The sequence below is a fragment of the Streptomyces sp. Tue6028 genome, assembly GCF_002300165.1.
Lineage (GTDB): Bacteria > Actinomycetota > Actinomycetes > Streptomycetales > Streptomycetaceae > Streptomyces > Streptomyces siamensis.
Genome location: NZ_MLCE01000021.1, coordinates 92,774 through 113,562 on the forward strand (window position 1 = coordinate 92,774; position 20,789 = coordinate 113,562).

General features: G+C 68.4%; 19 protein-coding genes. 10 read left to right on the forward strand and 9 right to left on the reverse strand.

Going from position 1 to position 20,789, the window contains the following annotated elements; genetic code table 11:
* Positions 1 to 12: 12 nt before the first annotated feature.
* The 4 genes from sigM to trxA all read left to right on the forward strand — a co-directional run bounded on the left by sigM (position 13) and on the right by trxA (position 3,247).
* A complete protein-coding gene (sigM, locus tag BKI49_RS18780; protein WP_095935436.1) occupies positions 13 to 741 on the forward strand; it encodes an RNA polymerase sigma factor SigM in 729 nt (242 codons plus the stop codon).
* Positions 738 to 1,724: a hypothetical protein gene (locus BKI49_RS18785; RefSeq protein ID WP_095935437.1), complete on the forward strand. Its 987-nt coding sequence runs from the start codon at positions 738 to 740 to the stop codon at positions 1,722 to 1,724. Before sigM ends, BKI49_RS18785 begins: the two co-directional genes overlap by 4 nt.
* A gap of 182 nt (positions 1,725 to 1,906) precedes the next feature.
* Positions 1,907 to 2,872, forward strand: a complete 966-nt coding sequence (gene trxB / locus BKI49_RS18790) for a thioredoxin-disulfide reductase (protein WP_095935438.1) — start codon at positions 1,907 to 1,909, stop codon at positions 2,870 to 2,872.
* Between the two features lie 42 nt (positions 2,873 to 2,914).
* Complete coding sequence (gene trxA / locus BKI49_RS18795) at positions 2,915 to 3,247, forward strand: thioredoxin (protein ID WP_028804102.1); 333 nt, start codon at positions 2,915 to 2,917, stop codon at positions 3,245 to 3,247.
* A gap of 130 nt (positions 3,248 to 3,377) precedes the next feature.
* Here the strand turns inward: trxA and BKI49_RS18800 are convergent, their stop codons facing one another.
* The 9 genes from BKI49_RS18800 to rpmH form a co-directional block, all read right to left on the reverse strand.
* Entirely contained in the window at positions 3,378 to 3,995 is a 618-nt protein-coding gene (locus BKI49_RS18800; protein WP_095935439.1) for a GNAT family N-acetyltransferase, read from the reverse strand.
* A gap of 345 nt (positions 3,996 to 4,340) precedes the next feature.
* A complete protein-coding gene (locus tag BKI49_RS18805; protein WP_095935440.1) occupies positions 4,341 to 5,435 on the reverse strand; it encodes a ParB/RepB/Spo0J family partition protein in 1,095 nt (364 codons plus the stop codon).
* Positions 5,432 to 6,505: a ParA family protein gene (locus tag BKI49_RS18810; protein ID WP_078629360.1), complete on the reverse strand. Its 1,074-nt coding sequence runs from the start codon at positions 6,503 to 6,505 to the stop codon at positions 5,432 to 5,434. The genes BKI49_RS18805 and BKI49_RS18810 overlap by 4 nt, the downstream gene beginning before the upstream one ends.
* Positions 6,506 to 6,839: 334 nt before the next feature.
* A complete protein-coding gene (gene rsmG, locus BKI49_RS18815; protein WP_095935441.1) occupies positions 6,840 to 7,556 on the reverse strand; it encodes a 16S rRNA (guanine(527)-N(7))-methyltransferase RsmG in 717 nt (238 codons plus the stop codon).
* Positions 7,557 to 7,674: 118 nt separating this feature from the next.
* Positions 7,675 to 8,184, reverse strand: coding sequence for a Jag family protein (locus BKI49_RS18820; protein WP_095935442.1), 510 nt, complete (start codon positions 8,182 to 8,184; stop codon positions 7,675 to 7,677).
* Between the two features lie 15 nt (positions 8,185 to 8,199).
* Positions 8,200 to 9,486: a membrane protein insertase YidC gene (gene yidC, locus BKI49_RS18825; RefSeq protein WP_095935443.1), complete on the reverse strand. Its 1,287-nt coding sequence runs from the start codon at positions 9,484 to 9,486 to the stop codon at positions 8,200 to 8,202.
* Between the two features lie 3 nt (positions 9,487 to 9,489).
* Positions 9,490 to 9,855, reverse strand: a complete 366-nt coding sequence (yidD, locus tag BKI49_RS18830) for a membrane protein insertion efficiency factor YidD (protein WP_095935444.1) — start codon at positions 9,853 to 9,855, stop codon at positions 9,490 to 9,492.
* Complete coding sequence (gene rnpA, locus BKI49_RS18835) at positions 9,852 to 10,223, reverse strand: ribonuclease P protein component (protein ID WP_095935445.1); 372 nt, start codon at positions 10,221 to 10,223, stop codon at positions 9,852 to 9,854. The genes yidD and rnpA overlap by 4 nt, the downstream gene beginning before the upstream one ends.
* Before the next feature lie 21 nt (positions 10,224 to 10,244).
* Positions 10,245 to 10,382, reverse strand: a complete 138-nt coding sequence (gene rpmH, locus BKI49_RS18840; protein WP_006381191.1) for a 50S ribosomal protein L34 — start codon at positions 10,380 to 10,382, stop codon at positions 10,245 to 10,247.
* A gap of 399 nt (positions 10,383 to 10,781) precedes the next feature.
* On the opposite strand from rpmH, the gene dnaA reads away from it, so the two are divergent.
* From dnaA to gyrB, 6 genes are all read left to right on the forward strand, one after another.
* Positions 10,782 to 12,875 (forward strand): chromosomal replication initiator protein DnaA, encoded by a 2,094-nt coding sequence (gene dnaA, locus BKI49_RS18845; RefSeq protein ID WP_095935446.1) that lies wholly within the window; start codon positions 10,782 to 10,784, stop codon positions 12,873 to 12,875.
* 1,124 nt (positions 12,876 to 13,999) lie between these two features.
* The gene (gene dnaN, locus BKI49_RS18855) at positions 14,000 to 15,130 is read left to right on the forward strand and encodes a DNA polymerase III subunit beta (protein ID WP_095935448.1); all 1,131 of its coding nucleotides are present in this window, start codon (positions 14,000 to 14,002) and stop codon (positions 15,128 to 15,130) included.
* Between the two features lie 191 nt (positions 15,131 to 15,321).
* Positions 15,322 to 16,197 carry a phosphogluconate dehydrogenase (NAD(+)-dependent, decarboxylating) gene (gene gnd, locus BKI49_RS18860; protein WP_095935449.1) on the forward strand — a complete coding sequence of 292 codons (876 nt, stop codon included), beginning with the start codon at positions 15,322 to 15,324 and terminating at the stop codon, positions 16,195 to 16,197.
* A gap of 128 nt (positions 16,198 to 16,325) precedes the next feature.
* Complete coding sequence (recF, locus tag BKI49_RS18865) at positions 16,326 to 17,447, forward strand: DNA replication/repair protein RecF (RefSeq protein ID WP_095935450.1); 1,122 nt, start codon at positions 16,326 to 16,328, stop codon at positions 17,445 to 17,447.
* Positions 17,444 to 18,022, forward strand: a complete 579-nt coding sequence (locus BKI49_RS18870; protein WP_095935451.1) for a DciA family protein — start codon at positions 17,444 to 17,446, stop codon at positions 18,020 to 18,022. Before recF ends, BKI49_RS18870 begins: the two co-directional genes overlap by 4 nt.
* 672 nt (positions 18,023 to 18,694) lie before the next feature.
* Positions 18,695 to 20,758 (forward strand): DNA topoisomerase (ATP-hydrolyzing) subunit B, encoded by a 2,064-nt coding sequence (gene gyrB, locus BKI49_RS18875; RefSeq protein WP_095935452.1) that lies wholly within the window; start codon positions 18,695 to 18,697, stop codon positions 20,756 to 20,758.
* Positions 20,759 to 20,789 lie beyond the last annotated feature (31 nt).

Genomic DNA, 20,789 nt, shown 5'->3' on the forward strand with positions numbered 1-20,789 from the left:
GGAGGGGGTCCGATGGCCGATGAAGTCGCATACGACGAAGCAAGCGATCAGGATCTCCTCGCCCGCCATGTAGCGGGCGACCCGGACGCCTTCGGTGAGCTTGTACGGCGTCATCGCGACCGGCTGTGGGCGGTGGCCCTGCGCACGCTGGGAGACCGCGAGGAAGCCGCTGACGCGGTCCAGGACGCCCTCGTCTCCGCCTACCGGGCCGCCCACACCTTCCGCGGCCAGTCGGCCGTCACGACGTGGCTGCATCGGATCACGGTGAACGCCTGCCTGGACCGTGCTCGCAAGGCCGCCTCCAGGAAGACCTCGCCGGTCGACGACACCGAACGTCTTGAGCAGCTCCTCGAACCGCACGAATCCGCTTCCGCGCCGGCCGAGCGCAATGACCTCCACCGCGAGCTCATCGGCGCCCTGGGCACACTTCCGGCCGATCAGCGCGCCGCCCTGGTCCTGGTGGACATGCAGGGCTATCCCGTCGCCGAAGCCGCCCGCATCCTCGACGTCCCCACCGGCACGGTGAAGAGCCGCTGTGCACGCGGCAGAGCCAGACTGCTCCCGCTGCTCACCCACCTCCGCACGGCCGGGGGCGGCGAGGAGTCCGAGAAGTCGGGCGGCCGAAGGAACCGGACGCAGGGGACATCCGTCCCACCGGCAGCGGGACCGCACGATGCGGGCCCACAGGATGCAGGGCCAAGCGATTCAGCTGCTGTGAAGGGCGGAGGTGGGCGAGCGTGACATCCACGACGGACACGCCCGGGCACCCGGACGTCGCGGAGATCTCCGACCTCACCGAGGGTCTGCTCTCGCCTTCCCGTACCGAGGACGTGCGACGGCATCTCGAGGAGTGCGCACTCTGCTCCGAGGTGTACGAGTCGCTGGAGGAGATCCGGGGACTGCTGGGCACGATGCCCGGCCCTGCCCGTATGCCTGACGACGTGGCCGGCCGTATCGATGCGGCCCTCGCGGCAGAAGCGTTGCTGAGCGCCACGGCGCCTGATCACGCGGCGCGGGCGCAGGACGAGCGCGCCGATGTTTCACGTGAAACATCGACCGATCCCTCCGCCAACGACACTCCTCTCACGCCGCTCGGCGCAGGAGCCCCCTCGTCCGCCGGCGACTCCGGCTCCCCCGCTCCCACCGACCGCCCTTCCGGACATCCGCGGGCGGCCACCGGACCGGGCCGTGCCCACCGAGCACGGCGCGGGCGGCGCAGGGCGGTCGTCCTGGGCACCGTCTTCACCGCCGCCGCTCTGGGGCTGGGCACGATCCTTGTCCAGTCCATGGGGGGCGACGGCTCCGGCAAGGAGCCTCAGACGCGCGCACAGCAGGAAACGTCGTCGAAGGTCACCTTCTCCGAAGGACAGCTGGAACAGCGGGTCTCAGACCTGCTGTCCAAGGACAAGAGCACGGGAACCAAGTCCGGCAGTGCCAAGCCCTGGGGCGCCGAGTCGCAGGGCACGGAATCCGGTGGAGTCGACACTCTGATCACACCGAAGGTGCCGGTGCCCGACTGCGTGCAGCAGGGGACCGGAAACGCCGGAGCAGTGCTCGGCGCCGAGAAGGGTACGTACAAGGGGACGAGTGTCTATCTCGTCGTCCAACCCGACGCATCCGACGGCACGAAGGTCACGGCGTACATCGTCGACGACGCCTGCGAGAAGGAGGGCTCGGCGACGCCGGGCAAGCTGCTTCTGACGAAGTCGTACGACCGGTCCTGACGCCGTCTCTCTCAACCCCGCTCGTCCCCGGATACCGCATGGGATCTGTGTGCGGTACGACGTCTCCGTGTGCCCGGACACAGCGGGAATTGAAGCCCCTTAGGATCCGTTGGGTGGGGTGAGAGTACTGAGAGTGGCTCCCACCGGATACGCAGCAGTCTCCAGAGACGAGGAATCAAGCCGTGAGCGACGTCCGTAACGTGATCATCATCGGCTCCGGGCCGGCCGGCTACACGGCGGCGCTCTACACCGCGCGCGCGTCGCTGAAGCCGCTGGTCTTCGAGGGCGCCGTCACCGCAGGCGGTGCGCTGATGAACACCACCGAGGTGGAGAACTTCCCCGGCTTCCAGGACGGCGTCATGGGCCCGGAGCTCATGGACAACATGCGCGCCCAGGCAGAGCGTTTCGGCGCCGAGCTGGTTCCCGACGACGTCGTCGCCGTCGACCTCACGGGCGAGATCAAGACCGTCACGGACACCGCCGGTACCGTGCACCACGCCAAGGCCGTCATCGTCACGACGGGCTCCCAGCACCGCAAGCTCGGCCTGCCCAACGAGGACGCACTCTCCGGTCGTGGCGTCTCCTGGTGCGCGACCTGTGACGGCTTCTTCTTCAAGGACCAGGACATCGCTGTGATCGGTGGCGGCGACACCGCGATGGAAGAGGCGACCTTCCTCTCGCGCTTCGCCAAGTCCGTGACCATCGTCCACCGCAGGGACTCCCTTCGCGCCTCCAAGGCGATGCAGGAGCGCGCCTTCGCCGACCCGAAGATCAAGTTCGTCTGGGACAGCGAGGTGGCCGAGATCAAGGGCGACCCGAAGCTGGAAGGCCTGACGCTGCGCAACCTGAAGACCGGAGAGACCTCCGAGCTGCCGGTGACCGGTCTGTTCATCGCGATCGGCCACGACCCTCGCACCGAGCTCTTCAAGGGCCAGCTCGACCTGGACGACGAGGGCTACCTGAAGGTCGCCGCACCCTCCACCCGGACGAACCTGACCGGTGTCTTCGGCGCCGGCGACGTCGTCGACCACACCTACCGCCAGGCCATCACCGCCGCCGGCACGGGCTGCTCGGCCGCTCTCGACGCCGAGCGCTTCCTCGCCGCTCTCGCGGACAGCGAGACCGCTGCCGCGACTGCCACCGTCTGACCCTCACCCGCCCCACCGCACCAACAAGTTAAGGAGCCCGCCGTGGCCGGCACCCTGAAGAACGTGACCGACGCTTCCTTCGACGAGGACGTCCTCAAGAGCGACAAGCCCGTCCTGGTGGACTTCTGGGCCGCCTGGTGCGGCCCGTGCCGCCAGATCGCGCCGTCCCTCGAGGCCATCGCCTCCGAGTACGGCGACAAGATCGAGGTCGTCAAGCTCAACATCGACGAGAACCCGGCCACGGCCGCCAAGTACGGCGTGATGTCGATCCCGACCCTGAACGTCTACCAGGGTGGTGAGGTCGCCAAGACCATCGTTGGCGCGAAGCCGAAGGCCGCGATCGTGCGCGACCTCGAGGCGTTCATCGCCGAGTAGTCGGTGTTCGTCGCGGCGAGCGGCGCATGTTTCACGTGAAACACAAATGGGCCAGCCCGAAAGGGCTGGCCCATTTGCTTGACCGTCGCAGAGGTCCCGTCACCGCAATCGAGCGATGCCGGACCGGCCGTCACAGTGGACGGAGCGCCGGCTCCTTCTGCACCGCCCCCAGGAGCCGGTCCAGAGCCAGCTCCACATCTTCCTTCCACGAGAGCGTCGAGCGCAGCTCCAGCCTCAGCCGCGGATAGGTGGGGTGCGGCCGGACCGTCTTGAATCCCACGGAGAGCAGATGGTCGGCGGGGAGCACACACGCCGCCTCCTTCCACCGTGCGTCTCCAAAAGCCTCGATCGCTCTGAAGCCCCGGCGCAGCAGATCCTTGGCGACCGTCTGGACCATCACACGGCCGAGTCCCTGCCCCTGGTAGCCGGGCATGATGAAGGCGGTCATCAGCTGCACCGCGTCCGGCGAGACCGGACTCGTGGGGAAGGCCGTGGAGCGGGGGACATAGGCAGGGGGCGCGTACAGCACGAAGCCCACCGGCACGTCGTCCACATAGACGACACGGCCGCAGGAACCCCAGTCCAGCAGGACCGCGGAGATCCAGGCTTCCTTTTCCAGTGCCGGTGTACCCGCCTTTACCGCGGCTTCTCCGCTGACTGGGTCCAGTTCCCAGAAGACACACGCGCGGCAGCGCTTGGGAAGGTCCTGGAGGTTGTCCAGCGTGAGCGGTACCAGCCGACGCCCCATGAAGGGTGTTCCTCGCTTCCTTCACCCGCGGCATCGCGGGCGGCTGTCAAGGCGCTGCGCTCCCTGAGGAGGCTGCCGACGAAGCCGCCGACCGCCCCTAGACCCAGGCCCGCGGTCACCAATCCGGTACGGCTCACGGTTTGCATGGCCCCCGCCTCCCCGATGAAGGTGCTGCCAGGTGGATGCGCCATACCCGATCGCATCGTATCCACGATGCGATTCCATCGATACCGCCAGAAAGCAAAGAGCGGACCGTGTTCCGGTACACACCGGACACAGTCCGCTCTACTGGTCGGGCCGACGGCAGAACGTGCCGTAGAGCGGCCGCGTGGCTACTCGGCCGACTCAGGCTTCCGAGTCGTCGGAGTCGTCGTCCAGAAGGCTCTTCTGCAGGACAGGCCCCTCGCCGGGCGCCAGGCTGCCGAGAATGCGCTCAAGATCGTCCATCGATGCGAACTCGACGGTGATCTTTCCCTTCTTCTGCCCCAGGTCGACCTTCACCCGCGTCTCGAAGCGATCCGAGAGGCGCGTCGCCAGGTCGCTCAGCGCCGGAGAGACGCGACCGCCGGCTCGGGGCCCCTTGGAGCGCGGCGCGCTCTGCGGGCGGGAACCCATGAGCGTCACGATCTCCTCGACCGCCCGCACCGAGAGCCCTTCGGCCACGATGCGGTGGGCAAGCCTGTCCTGCTCCTCAGAGTCCTCGACGGAGAGCAAGGCTCGCGCGTGACCCGCGGAGAGGACACCCGCCGCGACGCGGCGCTGGACCGCAGGGGAGAGCTTCAGCAGGCGCAGGGTGTTGGAGACCTGCGGGCGGGACCGTCCGATGCGGTCAGCCAGCTGGTCGTGCGTGCAGTTGAAGTCCTTGAGGAGTTGGTCGTAGGCGGCCGCTTCCTCCAGCGGGTTCAACTGCGCGCGGTGGAGGTTCTCCAGCAGGGCGTCCAGGAGGAGCTTCTCGTCGTCCGTGGCCCGGACGATCGCCGGAATGGCCTCCAGTCCCGCCTCGCGGCAGGCCCTCCAGCGCCGCTCGCCCATGATGAGCTCGTAGCGGGCCGGACCCAGCTGACGTACGACGACGGGCTGGAGGAGCCCGACCTCCTTGATGGAGGTGACCAGCTCGGCGAGGGCGTCCTCGTCGAAGACCTCACGCGGCTGACGCGGGTTGGGAGTGATGTAGTCGAGCGGCAGCTCGGCGAAGTGCGCGCCGACGGGCTCCGAAGGCAGCTCGAAGGACGCGGCCTCCGCCGGTTCCTCCGTTTCATGTGAAACAGGCGGCAGCGTGGCCACCTTCGCCGCAGCCACCCCGCGCTCCGCCGTGAGGACAGGCGCGGCCGCCGGCGAGGTGGGCGTCCCACTCGCCGGAGACGCCGGCCTCTCCCCTGTCGGAGCCGCAGGGATCAGTGCGCCAAGGCCGCGCCCCAGCCCCCGTCGTCGCTCACTCACTGGATCCCCTCCACCGTGTTCTGATCGTTCTGCGCACCCGCGTGTGCGTGTTGCGCGTCGTACGCCACTCCGACACCTCGGAGGGCGATTTCCCGTGCGGCCTCAAGATACGAGAGAGCACCGCTGGAACCCGGATCGTAAGTCAGAACGGTCTGCCCGTAGCTCGGGGCCTCGGAGATACGGACCGAGCGCGGAATGCTTGTCCGCAGCACCTCGTCACCGAAGTGGTTCCGCACCTCGTCCGCGACCTGCGACGCGAGACGCGTCCGGCCGTCGTACATGGTGAGCAGGATCGTCGAGACATGGAGAGCGGGGTTGAGATGTCCCCGCACCAGGTCCACGTTACGCAGGAGCTGCCCCAGCCCCTCCAGCGCGTAGTACTCGCACTGGATGGGGATGAGCACCTCCGCACCGGCGACGAGAGCGTTGACCGTGAGGAGGCCCAGCGACGGCGGGCAGTCGATGAGGATGTAGTCCAACGGCTGCTCGTACGCCTGGATCGCTCGCTCCAGTCGGCTCTCCCGCGCCACCAGCGACACCAGCTCGATCTCCGCACCGGCGAGATCGATCGTGGCGGGAGCGCAGAAGAGACCTTCGACGTCCGGGACGGGCTGGACGACTTCCGAGAGCGGCTTGCTGTCGATCAGCACGTCGTAGATGGACGGGACTTCGGCGTGGTGGTCGATGCCCAGCGCTGTGGAGGCATTGCCCTGAGGGTCGAGGTCGATCACCAGGACACGACCACCGTGCAGCGCCAGTGAAGCGGCAAGGTTGACCGTGGTCGTGGTCTTGCCCACCCCACCCTTCTGGTTGGCGACCACCATGACCCGGGTCTGCTCGGGCCGTGGCAGGCCCTCGCCGGCGCGACCTAGCGCCTCAACCGCAAGTTGGGCAGCACGACCGATGGGAGTGTCGTCCATCGGGGGCGGTGTTTCACGTGAAACATCCTCCCCCATCGACTCGGTACGGGGACCGGGGACCGGATCGGTCATCGGTCCCGCGATGTTGGCGTCGGACCGCAAGGATTCACTCTCCTCGACTTCAGGCTCGCAATGAACAGAGCCTCCCATGCCTTCGGGGTCGTGAACCAGCGAGGCCCGTTGTTCTGTGGAGAAATCCACCTCTGTGGACAACTCCGCACCCTCTCCGAGTGAACCGAGAGGCTTTCGGTCGCGAGGTTCGGCCGCAGCACGGCCGCGGCTGATGATTCCGTGCAACAGTGAGCGACGTTTCACGTGAAACACGATGCCTAGCCGCTCAGGCCATCACCGCGCGACACTCCGAGATGCGTAGGTTTGGAGGCTTGTGTGGAGTACGGACAGCCACCCGACCTGGTGGGGTGGAGTGACGAAAAACTCCCGGCTCCACACAGCGGAGCCGGGAGTTCGTAGCCTTCTCAGGAGGTCAGCGTCGGCGTCGGGCCCGCCCGGTTCGGGCGGCCTTGGCTCGCTTGGCGGCGAAGCGCACACCACCAGGGCTCTCGCCGACCTCCACGCGCACGACGGTGGAGAGTGGGTCGACCACCCCGTCCCCGACGTGGAGAACGGACGTCTCCACGGCACCGAGCTTGCTCAGGGCCGTGGCAGCGCTCTTCAGCTCCTCCTCCGCGGTGTCGCCCTTGAGAGCGAGCATCTCGCCGTAGGGACGCAGCAGAGGGATCCCCCACGTGGCCAGGCGGTCCAGAGGCGCCACGGCACGGGCGGTCACCACGTGGACGGGAGGCAGCTTGCCCATGACCTCCTCGGCACGTCCACGGACGACCGTCACATGATCGAGACCGAGGAGCTCCACGACCTCGGTGAGGAAGTTGGTGCGCCGCAGCAGCGGCTCGAGCAGCGTGATCTTGAGGTCCTCACGGACGAGCGCCAGCGGAATGCCCGGCAGTCCGGCACCCGAGCCCACGTCGCACACCGTCACACCCTCGGGAACGACCTCGGAGAGCACCGCGCAGTTCAGCAGGTGCCGCTCCCAGAGCCGGGGTACTTCACGCGGGCCGATCAGACCCCGCTTCACTCCCGCCTCGGCCAAGAGCTCCGCGTACCGCACCGCGTCCGCGAAGCGATCGCCGAAAACCTCGCGCGCCTGCTCGGGCGCAGGGGGAAGCTCCGCTGCCTCCGTCACGGGGGGACCGTCCTTCCGTACCGCATGAGCGCTCTGGGCGCTGTCTCCAGGACTATCAGGCTGACAAAATTCGGCCCCGTCTGCGCAACAGACGGGGCCGATGGAACGTACGTACCGATCAGGCGGGAAGCACGACGACGAAGCGCTGAGGCTCCTCGCCCTCGGACTCGCTGCGCAGCCCCGCGGCCTTGACCGCGTCGTGCACGACCTTGCGCTCGAAGGGCGTCATCGGCTTCAGCTTCACGGGCTCACCCGAGCTCTTGACCTCCGCCGCGGCCTTGGCGCCCAGCTCGGAGAGCTCTTCGCGCTTCTTGGCCCGGTAGCCCGCGATGTCGAGCATCAGGCGGCTGCGGTCCCCGGTCTCCCGGTGCACTGCCAGGCGAGTGAGCTCCTGGAGCGCCTCCAGCACCTCACCGTCACGGCCGACCAGCTTCTGCAGGTCACGGCTCCCCGCGTCGCTGATGATCGAGACAGCGGCGCGGTCGGCCTCGACGTCCATGTCGATGTCACCGTCGAGATCGGCGATGTCGAGCAGACCTTCGAGGTAGTCCGCCGCGATCTCGCCTTCCTGCTCCAGGCGGGTCAGGGTGTCGCCCTCGGTGGCGGCGGAGGTGGTGCCTTCCGTCACGGGATGGACTCCTTCTTACTTCTTGGACGGGGACTTGGGCCGCTGAGGACCCTTGCGCTGTCCGGACTGGGCCTTGCTGCGGGCACCGGCGCCGGGCTTGTTGCCCCCACCGGCCGGCTTGGCGGGGGAGGGCTTGGCGTCCTCCGGCTCGTCGGACTTGCTCAGCGAGGTCTTCGGCTCGGTCTCGTCGGCCGCCTTGGCGGTGCCCGACTGGGACTGACGCTGCGACTTCGACTGCCGCTTCGGCTGCTGGCGCTTGGGGGCAGCACCGGTCACCGGGGTGCCGTCCTCGGTCTCGGTGACGACGGCGACATCGCTCTTCGCCACGGTGCCATCGGCCGCGGCGGCCAGACCCACCTTGGTGAGGCTGTTGATGAACTTGCGCTCGAACTCGTTGCGGTCGCGGCCCTTGGAAACGATCGCCTTGACGATGGCGCGCTCGCCCCGGCTGCGGGTCTTGCCGTGGTGCGTGACGTGCTTGGTCAGACGCTCCAGGTAAGCGGCCTGAGCCTTGGAACCCGGGGTCGGGTTGTTGTGGATCACGTACATCTGCTGGCCCATGGTCCACACGTTGGTGGTCAGCCAGTAGACGAGGACACCGACCGGGAAGTTGATACCGAAGACGGCGAACATGACCGGGAAGACGTACATCAGCATCTTCTGCTGCTGCATGAACGGCGTCTTCACCGTGGTGTCGACGTTCTTCGTCATCAGCTGACGCTGGGTGTAGAACTGCGAGCCCGACATCAGCACGATCATGATCGCGGTGACGACACGGACATCGGTCAGCGTGGCACCGAGCTGGGCGACCTTGTCGGCGCTGTCGGTGAACTTCGCCGCGAGCGGGGCGCCGAAGATGTGCGCCTTACGGGCGCTGGCGAGCAGCTGATCGTCGATGACGCCGATCGTCTTGCCCGTCGCAATGCCGTTGAGCACGTGGTACAGGGCGAAGAAGAACGGCGACTGCGCCAGGATGGGAAGGCACGAGGAGAGCGGGTTGGTACCCGACTCCTTGTACAGCTTCATCATCTCTTCGGACTGGCGCTGCTTGTCGTTCTTGTAGCGCTCCTGGATCTTCTTCATCTCGGGCTGCAGCGTCTGCATGGCCCGAGTGGCCTTGATCTGCTTCACGAAGAGCGGGATCAGGCAGATACGGATCAGGATCACCAGGGACACGATGGACAGGCCCCAGGCCCAGCCCGTATCGGGACCGAAGATCTTCCCGTACACGGAGTGGAACTGGACGATGACCCAGGAAACGGGTGTCGTGATGAAGCTGAAAAGACTGGCAATCGTGTCCACTAATCAGGCTCCTTGAGCATGGGACGGAGTCTCGGCGGCCGGGCTTGAGGGGTGGTCGGACATACCGTGCCCCTCGGTGGCCAGTTCGGCGGCGGAGTTCCCGCCCTTGCGTGCACGCCAGGCGTTACGCAGCATTTCGTGCCACCGCGGACGCTTGCGCGGCGGAACATGGTCCACACCGCCCAGCGACCACGGATTGCACCGGAGGATGCGCCAGGCGGTGAGTGCCGTTCCCTTGATCGCACCGTGCCGGTCGATGGCCTGGTAGCCGTAGTGGGAACACGACGGGTAGTACTTGCACACCGGCCCCAGCAACGGGCTGATCGTCCACTGGTACAGCTTGATCAGTGCCAGCAGCGGGTACTTCATCGCGCGCCCCCTCCCAGCAGCCGCTGAAGGGCGGCATCCAGGTCTCGGGCCAGCTGTTCATGGTCGGCGTCACCCGCACCGGGCAGCGCTCGTACGACTACCAGGCTACCGGGGGGCAACAGGGCGACTCGGTCACGCATCAGATGGCGAAGCCTGCGCTTCACCGTGTTGCGTACGACGGCTCCACCCACGGCCTTGCTCACGACGAAACCCGCACGCGTCGGGGAAGCGCTCTCCCCTGGCGCGTGCGGGTCCGTTGCACCGCTACGTAGATGGACGACGAGAAGCGGGCGTCCGGCCCGACGTCCTCGGCGTACCGCGGTCGCGAAGTCTTCGCGCCGCCTCAGCCGATGCTCGGTAGGCAGCACGACGTCATGACCTGTAAGTGATCAGGCGGACAGGCTGGCGCGACCCTTGCCACGACGGTTCGCGAGAATCGCGCGGCCGGCACGGGTGCGCATCCGCAGGCGGAAGCCGTGGGTCTTGGCGCGACGACGGTTGTTCGGCTGGAAGGTGCGCTTGCTCACTCGGGGGCTCCAGAAAGAATCGGTGGTGGCGGGGTGCCGTCCTGGCTGTCACCGTGCGCCCACGAGGTAGCTCGTATTACGCCCGAGTGCACCGCTTCCCGATCACTCTTCGCGATCTGTGCCCATCGGAGGCAGGCGGCAGCAGCCATCGACAACTCGACCTGGTTACGGTACGCGCGGCTACGCCATCCGGTCAAACCAGCGCGTGCCGGGAGACACTATCCACAGGCTGGGGACAACAACTTGAACCGCACCGGTCGCCCTGACTACCGTGGCTGAACTCCGATTCGTTCCCTTCCCACCGCCCCAGCGGTTTTGTTCCCCCCGCCCCACCCGACCGACTTCCCGACCCTTTCCCAGAACCACACGTTCGTGGGACCCCATGAGAGAGCGTGCCCTGTGGCTGACGTACCTGCCGATCTTGCCGCAGTGTGGCCACGAGTTCTGGAACAACTTCTCGGTGAGGGCCGCGGGCAGGGTGTCGAGGCGAAGGACGAGCACTGGATCAAACGCTGCCAGCCCTTGGCGCTGGTGGCCGACACCGCCCTGCTCGCGGTCCCGAACGAGTTCGCGAAGGGCGTACTGGAAGGACGTCTCGCGCCGATCGTCAGCGAGACCCTGAGCCGCGAGTGCGGCCGTCCGATCCGCATCGCGATCACCGTCGACGACTCCGCCGGCGAGCCCCCCGCGCCGGCACCGTCCGCCCCGTCACGCTACGAGGAGCCCGAGCTCCCCTCCGGCCCCGGCCACGGCCGTGACGCGTACGACGGCCAGGGCGGCGACGAGCGCGCCGGCTACGGCTCCCAGAGCGACGAGCGCATGGGCTACGGCTCCCAGGGCGGGGACGAGAGGTCGGCCTACGGCTCCCAGTCCCGTGACGATCGCAGCCCCTACGACACGCAGGGCCGCGATTACGACGCCCCGGCCCGCGACGACCGCGGCGCCTACGACGGCCAGCGGCGCGACGAGTACGAGGGGTACGGCCGCCACCGCGCCGACGACCACAGGGGTGGCCGCGCCGACCAGCTCCCGGGCGGTCCCGGTGACCAGCTGCCGTCGGGACGCCAGGACCAGCTGCCGACGGCCCGGCCCGCCTACCCGGACTACCAGCGGCCCGAGCCGGGCGCCTGGCCGCGGCACTCCCAGGACGACTATGGCTGGCAGCAGCAGCGGCTCGGCTTCCCGGAGCGGGATCCGTACGCCTCGCCCGGCCAGGACTACCGGCCGCAGTCGATGGAGCGCCCGCCCTACGAGCAGCAGCGCCAGGACTACGACCAGCCGCGCTCGGACTACGACCAGCCACGGGGCGACTACGACCAGCGGACCGACCGCCGGGACCTCCAGGAGCCGTCCCCCGGCGGCGCCGGACCCGGGCACCGCGGCGGCCCCTCGCTGCCTCCCTCCGGCGCGCCCGGCCCGCTGGCCGCGAAGCCCGCGCCGGCGTCGGGGCCGGGTGAGCCGACCGCGCGCCTGAACCCGAAGTACCTCTTCGACACATTCGTCATCGGCGCCTCGAACCGCTTCGCGCACGCGGCCGCCGTCGCCGTCGCCGAGGCACCTGCCAAGGCCTACAACCCCCTCTTCATCTATGGGGAGTCGGGACTCGGCAAGACGCACCTGCTGCACGCGATCGGGCACTACGCCCGCAGCCTCTACCCCGGCACGCGGGTGCGCTACGTGAGCTCGGAGGAGTTCACCAACGAGTTCATCAACTCCATCCGCGACGGCAAGGGCGACAGCTTCCGCAAGCGGTACCGCGAGATGGACATCCTGCTCGTCGACGACATCCAGTTCCTCGCGGACAAGGAGTCGACGCAGGAGGAGTTCTTCCACACCTTCAATACGCTCCACAACGCGAACAAGCAGATCGTGCTGTCCTCCGACCGGCCGCCCAAGCAGCTGGTGACGCTGGAGGACCGGCTGAGGAACCGTTTCGAGTGGGGTCTGATCACCGACGTCCAGCCGCCCGAACTGGAGACGCGCATCGCGATCCTCCGCAAGAAGGCGGTGCAGGAGCAGCTCAACGCCCCGCCGGAGGTGCTGGAGTTCATCGCCTCGCGGATCTCGCGCAACATCCGCGAGCTGGAGGGCGCGCTGATCCGGGTGACCGCGTTCGCGTCGCTCAACCGGCAGCCCGTGGACCTCGGTCTGACGGAGATCGTCCTCAAGGACCTGATCCCCGGCGGCGAGGACTCGGCGCCCGAGATCACGGCCACCGCGATCATGGCCGCCACGGCCGACTACTTCGGTCTCACGGTGGACGACCTGTGCGGTTCCTCCCGTAGCCGTGTCCTCGTCACGGCCCGGCAGATCGCCATGTACCTGTGCCGCGAGCTCACGGACCTGTCGCTGCCGAAGATCGGCGCGCAGTTCGGCGGCCGCGACCACACGACCGTGATGCACGCCGACCGCAAGATCCGCGCGCTCATGGCCGAGCGCCGCTCGATCTACAACCAGGTCACCGAACTCACGAACCGCATCAAGAACGGCTGACCGCGTGGCCGTCCGTCCGTGAGGACGACGGCCGTACGCGGCTGAGGGCGCCCCGGGGCACGTCCCCGAGGGCGCCTTTCGCGTTCTCCGCGGGCGGTCTTCGCCACCGGCGCCTCTGGCGGGTCCGCGGCTGCCGCTCATCACCGCTCGGGCAGGAGTCGCGAGAGGTCTCGGCCCCGCCCCGAGAGGCTCCGGCTGGTTCCACAGGAGGGCTTCCCTCGCCGGTTCCGAGCGCTCCGAGCCGGCGTGAGCCCGCCGGAAAGCGCTCCGAAAGGCCACCCCGAAGGGCTCCGGCACCCCCTCGGAGGGGCGTCCGGTCCGTGAGCGCCGCAACCGGCGCGACATCAGCTGTTCGATTAAGAGCCTGGTTACGGCCACTCTCCACAGATTCGGTGACTTTCTGGCGTCCACACCCTGGGGACTGGGAAGTTGTCCAGACTGTGTCCACAGGGGGAGCTGTTGAAAGACCATCAGACCAGGTCAACCACTTGTGGATTCGTGGACGACTGCTCTCCACACCCTGTGGACGAAGAAAAGATCCACAGGGTGTGCACGGAGTTGTCCACCGTCGACCCACAGGCTTCAGCCGGTTGTCCCCAGCGATCCCCAGCTTCTCCACACCTCTGTCCACTGTTCGGCAACGTGACGCGCCTTCTCACCGTGTCGAGTGAAAGGCGTCACATCAAGGTGCCGGGTTGGGCTGTGGGGAACGTGGGTAAAGCTGGGGACGACGCTGGGGAGAAGTGGCCCGAGGCTGTGCATCGAGTGTGCAGAACTTTTCGTCGTCCACAGAAGCGCCCGGTTGTCCACCGCCTCCGCCCACAGGGCCAGTGGACAAAAAATCCCACCTGACCTGCGAAAACGCGGTTATCCACGGTATCCACAGGCCCTACTACTACTCCCAACTAGAGAGAGCCTGGGAATCGTTTCGAAGACGGGGCTGTGCACAACTTGCTCTCGGCGGCTCGACTGCCGCTCGGCACGACTTGACCCCGAGGGGCACCGACTGTCAGCGCGGTGCGTCAGACTGGTCCCCGGTGTCCTTCCCCTCACAAGGCGGAGCGACACCGGGACGACGAAGGCCAGCAGGGCGAGAGCGCCGGCAACAGACGGAGGCGGCAACGGTGAAGATCCGGGTGGAACGCGACGTACTCGCGGAGGCAGTGGCCTGGGCGGCACGCAGTCTCCCGGCCCGTCCGCCGGCGCCTGTGCTCGCCGGCCTCCTCCTGAAGGCCGAGGAGGGCGCACTGAGCCTCTCCAGCTTCGACTACGAGGTCTCGGCGCGCGTCTCCGTGGACGCGGAGGTCGACGAGGAGGGCACGGTCCTCGTCTCCGGCCGTCTGCTCGCGGACATCTGCCGCGCTCTCCCCAACCGACCGGTGGAGATTTCCACAGACGGTGTACGGGCGACCGTGGTCTGCGGCTCCTCGCGATTCACACTCCACACCCTGCCTGTGGAGGAGTACCCGGCGCTGCCCCAGATGCCGTCGGCGACGGGCACGGTCCCCGGTGAGGTCTTCGCCTCGGCCGCCGCACAGGTCGCCATCGCCGCGGGCCGCGACGACACGCTCCCCGTCCTGACGGGTGTGCGTATCGAGATCGAGGGCGACACCGTCACGCTCGCCTCCACCGACCGCTATCGCTTCGCGGTCCGCGAGTTCCTGTGGAAGCCGGAGAACCCGGACGCGTCCGCGGTCGCCCTGGTGCCCGCCAAGACGCTCCTGGACACCGCCAAGGCGCTCACGAGCGGCGACAGCGTCATCCTGGCGCTCTCCGGCTCGGGCGCGGGCGAGGGCCTGATCGGTTTCGAGGGCGCCGGACGCCGCACGACCACCCGTCTGCTCGAAGGCGACCTCCCGAAGTACCGCACGCTGTTCCCGACGGAGTTCAACTCGGTCGCCGTGATCGAGACCGCCCCCTTCGTCGAGGCCGTCAAGCGTGTGGCCCTGGTTGCCGAGCGGAACACTCCGGTGCGCCTCAGCTTCGAGCAGGGCGTGCTGATCCTGGAGGCCGGCTCCAGCGACGACGCACAGGCTGTGGAAAGGGTCGACGCCCAGCTGGACGGCGACGACATCTCGATCGCCTTCAACCCGACGTTCCTGCTCGACGGTCTGAGCGCCATCGACTCGCCGGTGGCCCAGCTGTCCTTCACGACGTCGACGAAGCCCGCGCTGCTGAGCGGCAAGCCGGCCGTCGACGCGGAGGCCGACGAGGCCTACAAGTACCTGATCATGCCGGTGCGACTGTCGGGCTGATGCTCCCCGCGCGCCGGGCCGCCCGGTCCGGCGCGCGTGTCCACGATGAGGCGACCGTCTGAGCGGGTATGCCCACAGATGTGCGTGAGTTCCACCGCTGCCCGAAAGGCGTGGGTGGTACGGCCAGGCTTAGGCTCTGACACGGGTACGAGAGTGCCCTCACGCCACGTCGCAACCCTAAGGAACCACTGATGGAGCTCGGTCTCGTCGGCCTCGGCAAGATGGGCGGCAACATGCGCGAGCGGATCCGCCGCGCAGGCCACACCGTCATCGGATACGACCGCAACCCGGACCTCGCCGACGTCCACAGCCTCGAAGAACTTGTGGGCAAGCTGAAGGGCCCGCGCGTGGTGTGGGTCATGGTCCCGGCCGGTGCCGCGACCCAGGCCACCATCGACGAGCTGGCCGCCCTGCTGGAGCCGGGCGACGTCGTCGTCGACGGCGGCAATTCCCGCTGGACGGACGACCAGAAGCACGCGGTCGAGCTGGGCATCAAGGGCATCGGCTTCGTCGACTGCGGCGTCTCCGGCGGTGTCTGGGGCCTGGAGAACGGCTACGCGCTGATGTACGGCGGCGACAAGGAGAACGTCGCCAAGGCGCAGCCGATCTTCGACGCGCTCAAGCCCGAGGGCGACTTCGGGTCGGTGCACGCCGGCAAGGTCGGTGCCGGCCACTTCGCCAAGATGGTCCACAACGGCATCGAGTACGCCATGATGCAGGCCTACGCCGAGGGCTGGGAGCTGCTGGAGAAGGTCGACTCCGTCACGGACGTGCGCGAGGTCTTCCGCTCCTGGCAGGAGGGCACGGTCATCCGCTCCTGGCTGCTCGACCTCGCGGTCAACGCCCTGGACGAGGACGAGCACCTGGACAAGCTCAGGGGTTATGCACAGGATTCCGGCGAGGGACGCTGGACTGTGGAAGCCGCCATCGACCACGCGGTGCCGTTGCCGGCGATCACCGCGTCGCTGTTCGCGCGCTTCGCGTCGCGGCAGGACGACTCGCCGCAGATGAAGATGATCGCGGCGCTGCGCAACCAGTTCGGCGGCCACGCCGTCGAGAAGGCCTGATCCGAGCCCCGGGTTCTCCACACCCGGGGCGACCCGGTTGTCCACAGCCGGGGGAAAACCGGAGGGCCGGGGAGACCCGGGCCTCGGGAGAACCGAGACACCACGCTGGGGGAGGTCGGCGAACGACCATGCACGTCACGCATCTGTCGCTGGCCGACTTCCGCTCGTACGCCCGGGTCGAGGTCCCGCTCGACCCGGGCGTCACCGCGTTCGTGGGGCCCAACGGGCAGGGCAAGACGAACCTGGTCGAGGCAGTCGGCTATCTGGCGACCCTCGGCAGCCACCGTGTCTCCTCCGACGCGCCCCTGGTCCGCATGGGCGCCGACCGGGCGATCATCCGGGCCAACGTGCGGCAGGGCGACCGGCAGCAGCTCGTCGAGCTGGAGCTGAACCCGGGCAAGGCCAACCGAGCCCGCGTCAACAGGTCCTCGCAGGTCAGGCCACGTGACGTGCTGGGCATCGTACGGACGGTGCTGTTCGCCCCGGAGGACCTCGCCCTTGTGAAGGGCGACCCCGGGGAGCGGCGCCGGTTCCTCGACGAGCTGATCACCGCCCGCTCCCCGCGCATGGCCGGCGTCCGCTCCGACTACGACCGGGTCCTCAAACAGCGCAACACGCTCCTGAAGTCCGCCGCGCTGGCCCGCCGGCACGGCGGACGCACCATGGACCTGTCGACGCTCGACGTGTGGGACCAGCACCTCGCGCGCGTGGGCGCCGAACTGCTGGCCCAGCGGCTCGACCTCGTCGCCACCCTCCAGCCGCTGGCCGACAAGGCCTACGAGCAGTTGGCTCCCGGCGGCGGACCGATCACCCTGGAGTACCGGCCGTCCGCCCCCGGCGAGGCGCACGCGCGCGAGGAGCTGTACGAGCAGCTGATGGCGGCGCTCGCCGAGGTCCGCAAGCAGGAGATCGAGCGGGGCGTGACCCTTGTGGGGCCCCACCGTGACGATCTGCTTCTCAAACTCGGTCAGCTGCCCGCGAAGGGGTACGCCTCGCACGGCGAGTCCTGGTCGTACGCGCTGGCGCTGCGTCTGGCCTCGTACGACCTGCTCAGGGCCGAGGGCAACGAACCCGTGCTGGTTCTGGACGACGTGTTCGCCGAGCTCGACAGCCGCCGCAGGGAGCGCCTCGCGGAACTCGTCGCGCCCGGCGAGCAGGTGCTGGTGACCGCCGCGGTGGACGACGACGTACCGGACGTACTGACGGGGACGCGGTACGCCGTGTCCGAGGGCACGGTGGAACGCGTATGACGGAGAACACACCGGACGCGACGCCCGGCACCGGGAAGGGCGCGGGAGACGCCCGCGGCAAGACCCCCGAGCCCTCCGGTGTCGACCTCGCGCGCGTGGCCCTGCGCGCGGCGAAGGAACAGGCACGCGCGCGTGGGGACGCCGCACAGCAGAGGAAGCAGGCGCGGCGCGGCGGCGGCCTGCGCTCCGGCGCACGCGCCGACGGACGCGACCCCATGGCACTCGGCTCCGCCATCAACCGGCTGCTGACCGAGCGCGGCTGGGAGACCCCGGCGGCGGTCGGCGGCGTGATGGGTCGCTGGCCGCAGATCGTCGGCGACGACCTGGCCAAGCACTGCGTGCCGGTGAAGTACGACGACGACCCGGCCGAGCGGGTACTGACGGTGCAGTGCGACTCGACGGCCTGGGCGACCCAGCTCCGGCTGCTGGCTCCGCAGCTGGTCGCACGGCTGAACCAGGACCTCGGGCACGGCACGGTGCGCCTGATCAAGGTGCAGGGCCCTGGCGGCCCCGCCCGCCGCTTCGGTCCGCTGCGCGCGCCCGGGAGCACGGGCCCCGGCGACACCTACGGCTGATCGCGTTCGGCCGACACGCTCGACTCGCGCGCCCGCACCCGAGGCGCACGGAATGTCTCGGCCATACCTCGGCCTCGGTCGACACTTCTGTCACAGCGGGCGCAGGCCGTCACTGGAGACGCGCCCCGCGCTGTCCGGCCGCCCGAGGCGCACCCCGCCCTCCGTCCGCCCCCTCCGCGCCACCTCCGGCCGGAGGAGTCCCCTGCGTCGCGCGCGGCCCGAACCACCTGCCGCGGCGGTGGGGACGCCGGAGACCGACGGGGACCGGAAGGCGTTCTGAGCTGCGGCGATACGCAGATCGTCGGCTGTCGCGAGGGATCACCGCGCCCCCTCGGAAGCCGCTCCCGCCCCGCTCCGGGGCCCGGCGCTGTTCCACCCCACGCGTTCGCGAACGCCGACCTGACTCCGCAGTAGCCAAGGGTTGACAGCCGGAAGCGCTGAGTGCCGCTGTGAGCCTCTTTGGGCCCGGGGCCGTATATGGGGAGTCGGCCGAGACCGGTTCAGGGCGGCACATGCGGACTCAGGTACCGGCAAACCCCCATCACTGTCGGCGCTACCGGTAGACTGGAGGCTAATCCCGCCCCACTTGTGGGACACACCGAGCAACGCTGACTAAGGCTTACCAACGCAACACGCCGCAGCCGCTCCGGCCACCCGCCGGGAGCTTGGCTTGTGCTGTGCCAGAAAGGGCGCTTCGTGGCCGATTCCGGCAACCCCAACGAGAACATCCCGTCCACCGACGCCGGCGCCACTGGCGAGGTCTCATCCTCGTACGACGCCAGCGCCATCACCGTCCTCGAGGGTCTGGACGCGGTCCGCAAGCGACCCGGCATGTACATCGGCTCGACCGGTGAGCGCGGACTTCACCACCTCGTGTACGAGGTCGTCGACAACTCCGTCGACGAGGCGCTGGCCGGCCACGCGGACACCATCGAGGTGACGATCCTGGCCGACGGCGGCGTCCGCGTCGTCGACAACGGCCGAGGCATCCCGGTGGGCATCGTCGCCTCCGAGGGCAAGCCGGCCCTCGAGGTCGTGCTGACCGTGCTGCACGCGGGCGGCAAGTTCGGCGGCGGCGGCTACGCGGTCTCCGGTGGTCTGCACGGCGTCGGCGTCTCCGTCGTGAACGCCCTGTCGAGCAAGGTCTCCGTCGAGGTCAGGACCGACGGCCACCGCCACACGCAGGACTACAAGATGGGCGTCCCGACCGCCCCGCTGGCCAAGCACGAGGCGACGGAGGAGACGGGCACGTCGGTCACCTTCTGGGCCGACGCGGACATCTTCGAGACCACCGAGTACTCCTTCGAGACGCTCTCGCGGCGTTTCCAGGAGATGGCGTTCCTCAACAAGGGTTTGACGATCAAACTCACTGACGAGCGCGAGTCGGCGAAGGCCACCTCCGGGGCGGACGAGGCGGGCGCGGACGAGACCGCCGAGGTCAAGACCGTCACGTACCACTACGAGGGCGGCATCGTCGACTTCGTGAAGTACCTCAACTCCCGCAAGGGAGACGTGGTGCACCCGACGGTGATCGACCTGGAGGCCGAGGACAAGGACAAGAGCCTCTCCCTCGAAGTCGCGATGCAGTGGAACAGCGGCTACAGCGAGGGCGTCTACTCCTTCGCCAACATCATCCACACCCACGAGGGCGGCACGCACGAGGAGGGCTTCCGTGCGGCGCTGACCTCGCTGATCAACAAGTACGCGCGCGACAAGAAGCTGCTTCGCGAGAAGGACGACAACCTCACGGGCGACGACATCCGCGAGGGTCTGACCGCGATCATCTCGGTCAAGCTGAGCGAGCCGCAGTTCGAGGGCCAGACCAAGACCAAGCTGGGCAACACGGAGGCCAAGACCTTCGTGCAGAAGGCGGTCTACGAGCACCTCAATGACTGGCTCGACCGCAACCCGAACGAGGCCGCGGACATCATCCGCAAGTCGATCCAGGCGGCCACCGCGCGCGTGGCGGCCCGCAAGGCGCGTGACCTCACCCGCCGCAAGGGCCTCCTGGAGTCGGCGTCCCTGCCGGGCAAGCTCTCCGACTGCCAGTCGAACGACCCCACCAAGTGCGAGATCTTCATCGTCGAGGGTGACTCCGCCGGCGGCTCGGCCAAGTCCGGCCGCAACCCGCAGTACCAGGCGATCCTCCCGATCCGAGGAAAGATCCTCAACGTCGAGAAGGCGCGGATCGACAAGATCCTGCAGAACCAGGAGATCCAGGCGCTGATCTCCGCCTTCGGCACCGGAGTCCACGAGGACTTCGACATCGAGAAGCTCCGCTATCACAAGATCATCCTGATGGCGGACGCCGACGTCGACGGCCAGCACATCAACACCCTGCTGCTGACCTTCCTGTTCCGCTTCATGCGGCCGCTGGTCGAGGCCGGGCACGTGTTCCTCTCCCGTCCCCCGCTCTACAAGATCAAGTGGGGCCGGGACGACATGGAGTACGCGTACTCCGACCGCGAGCGCGACGCGCTGCTCGAGATGGGCCGCCAGCGCGGAAAGCGCGTCAAGGAGGACTCGATCCAGCGCTTCAAGGGTCTCGGTGAGATGAACGCCGAGGAACTGCGCATCACCACGATGGACCAGGAGCACCGCGTCCTCGGCCAGGTCACCCTCGACGACGCCGCCCAGGCCGACGACCTGTTCTCGGTGCTGATGGGCGAGGACGTCGAGGCGCGCCGCGCGTTCATCCAGCGCAACGCCAAGGACGTCCGCTTCCTCGACATCTGAGTCGGTCTCAGCTGACCGCACCAGAAAGGAT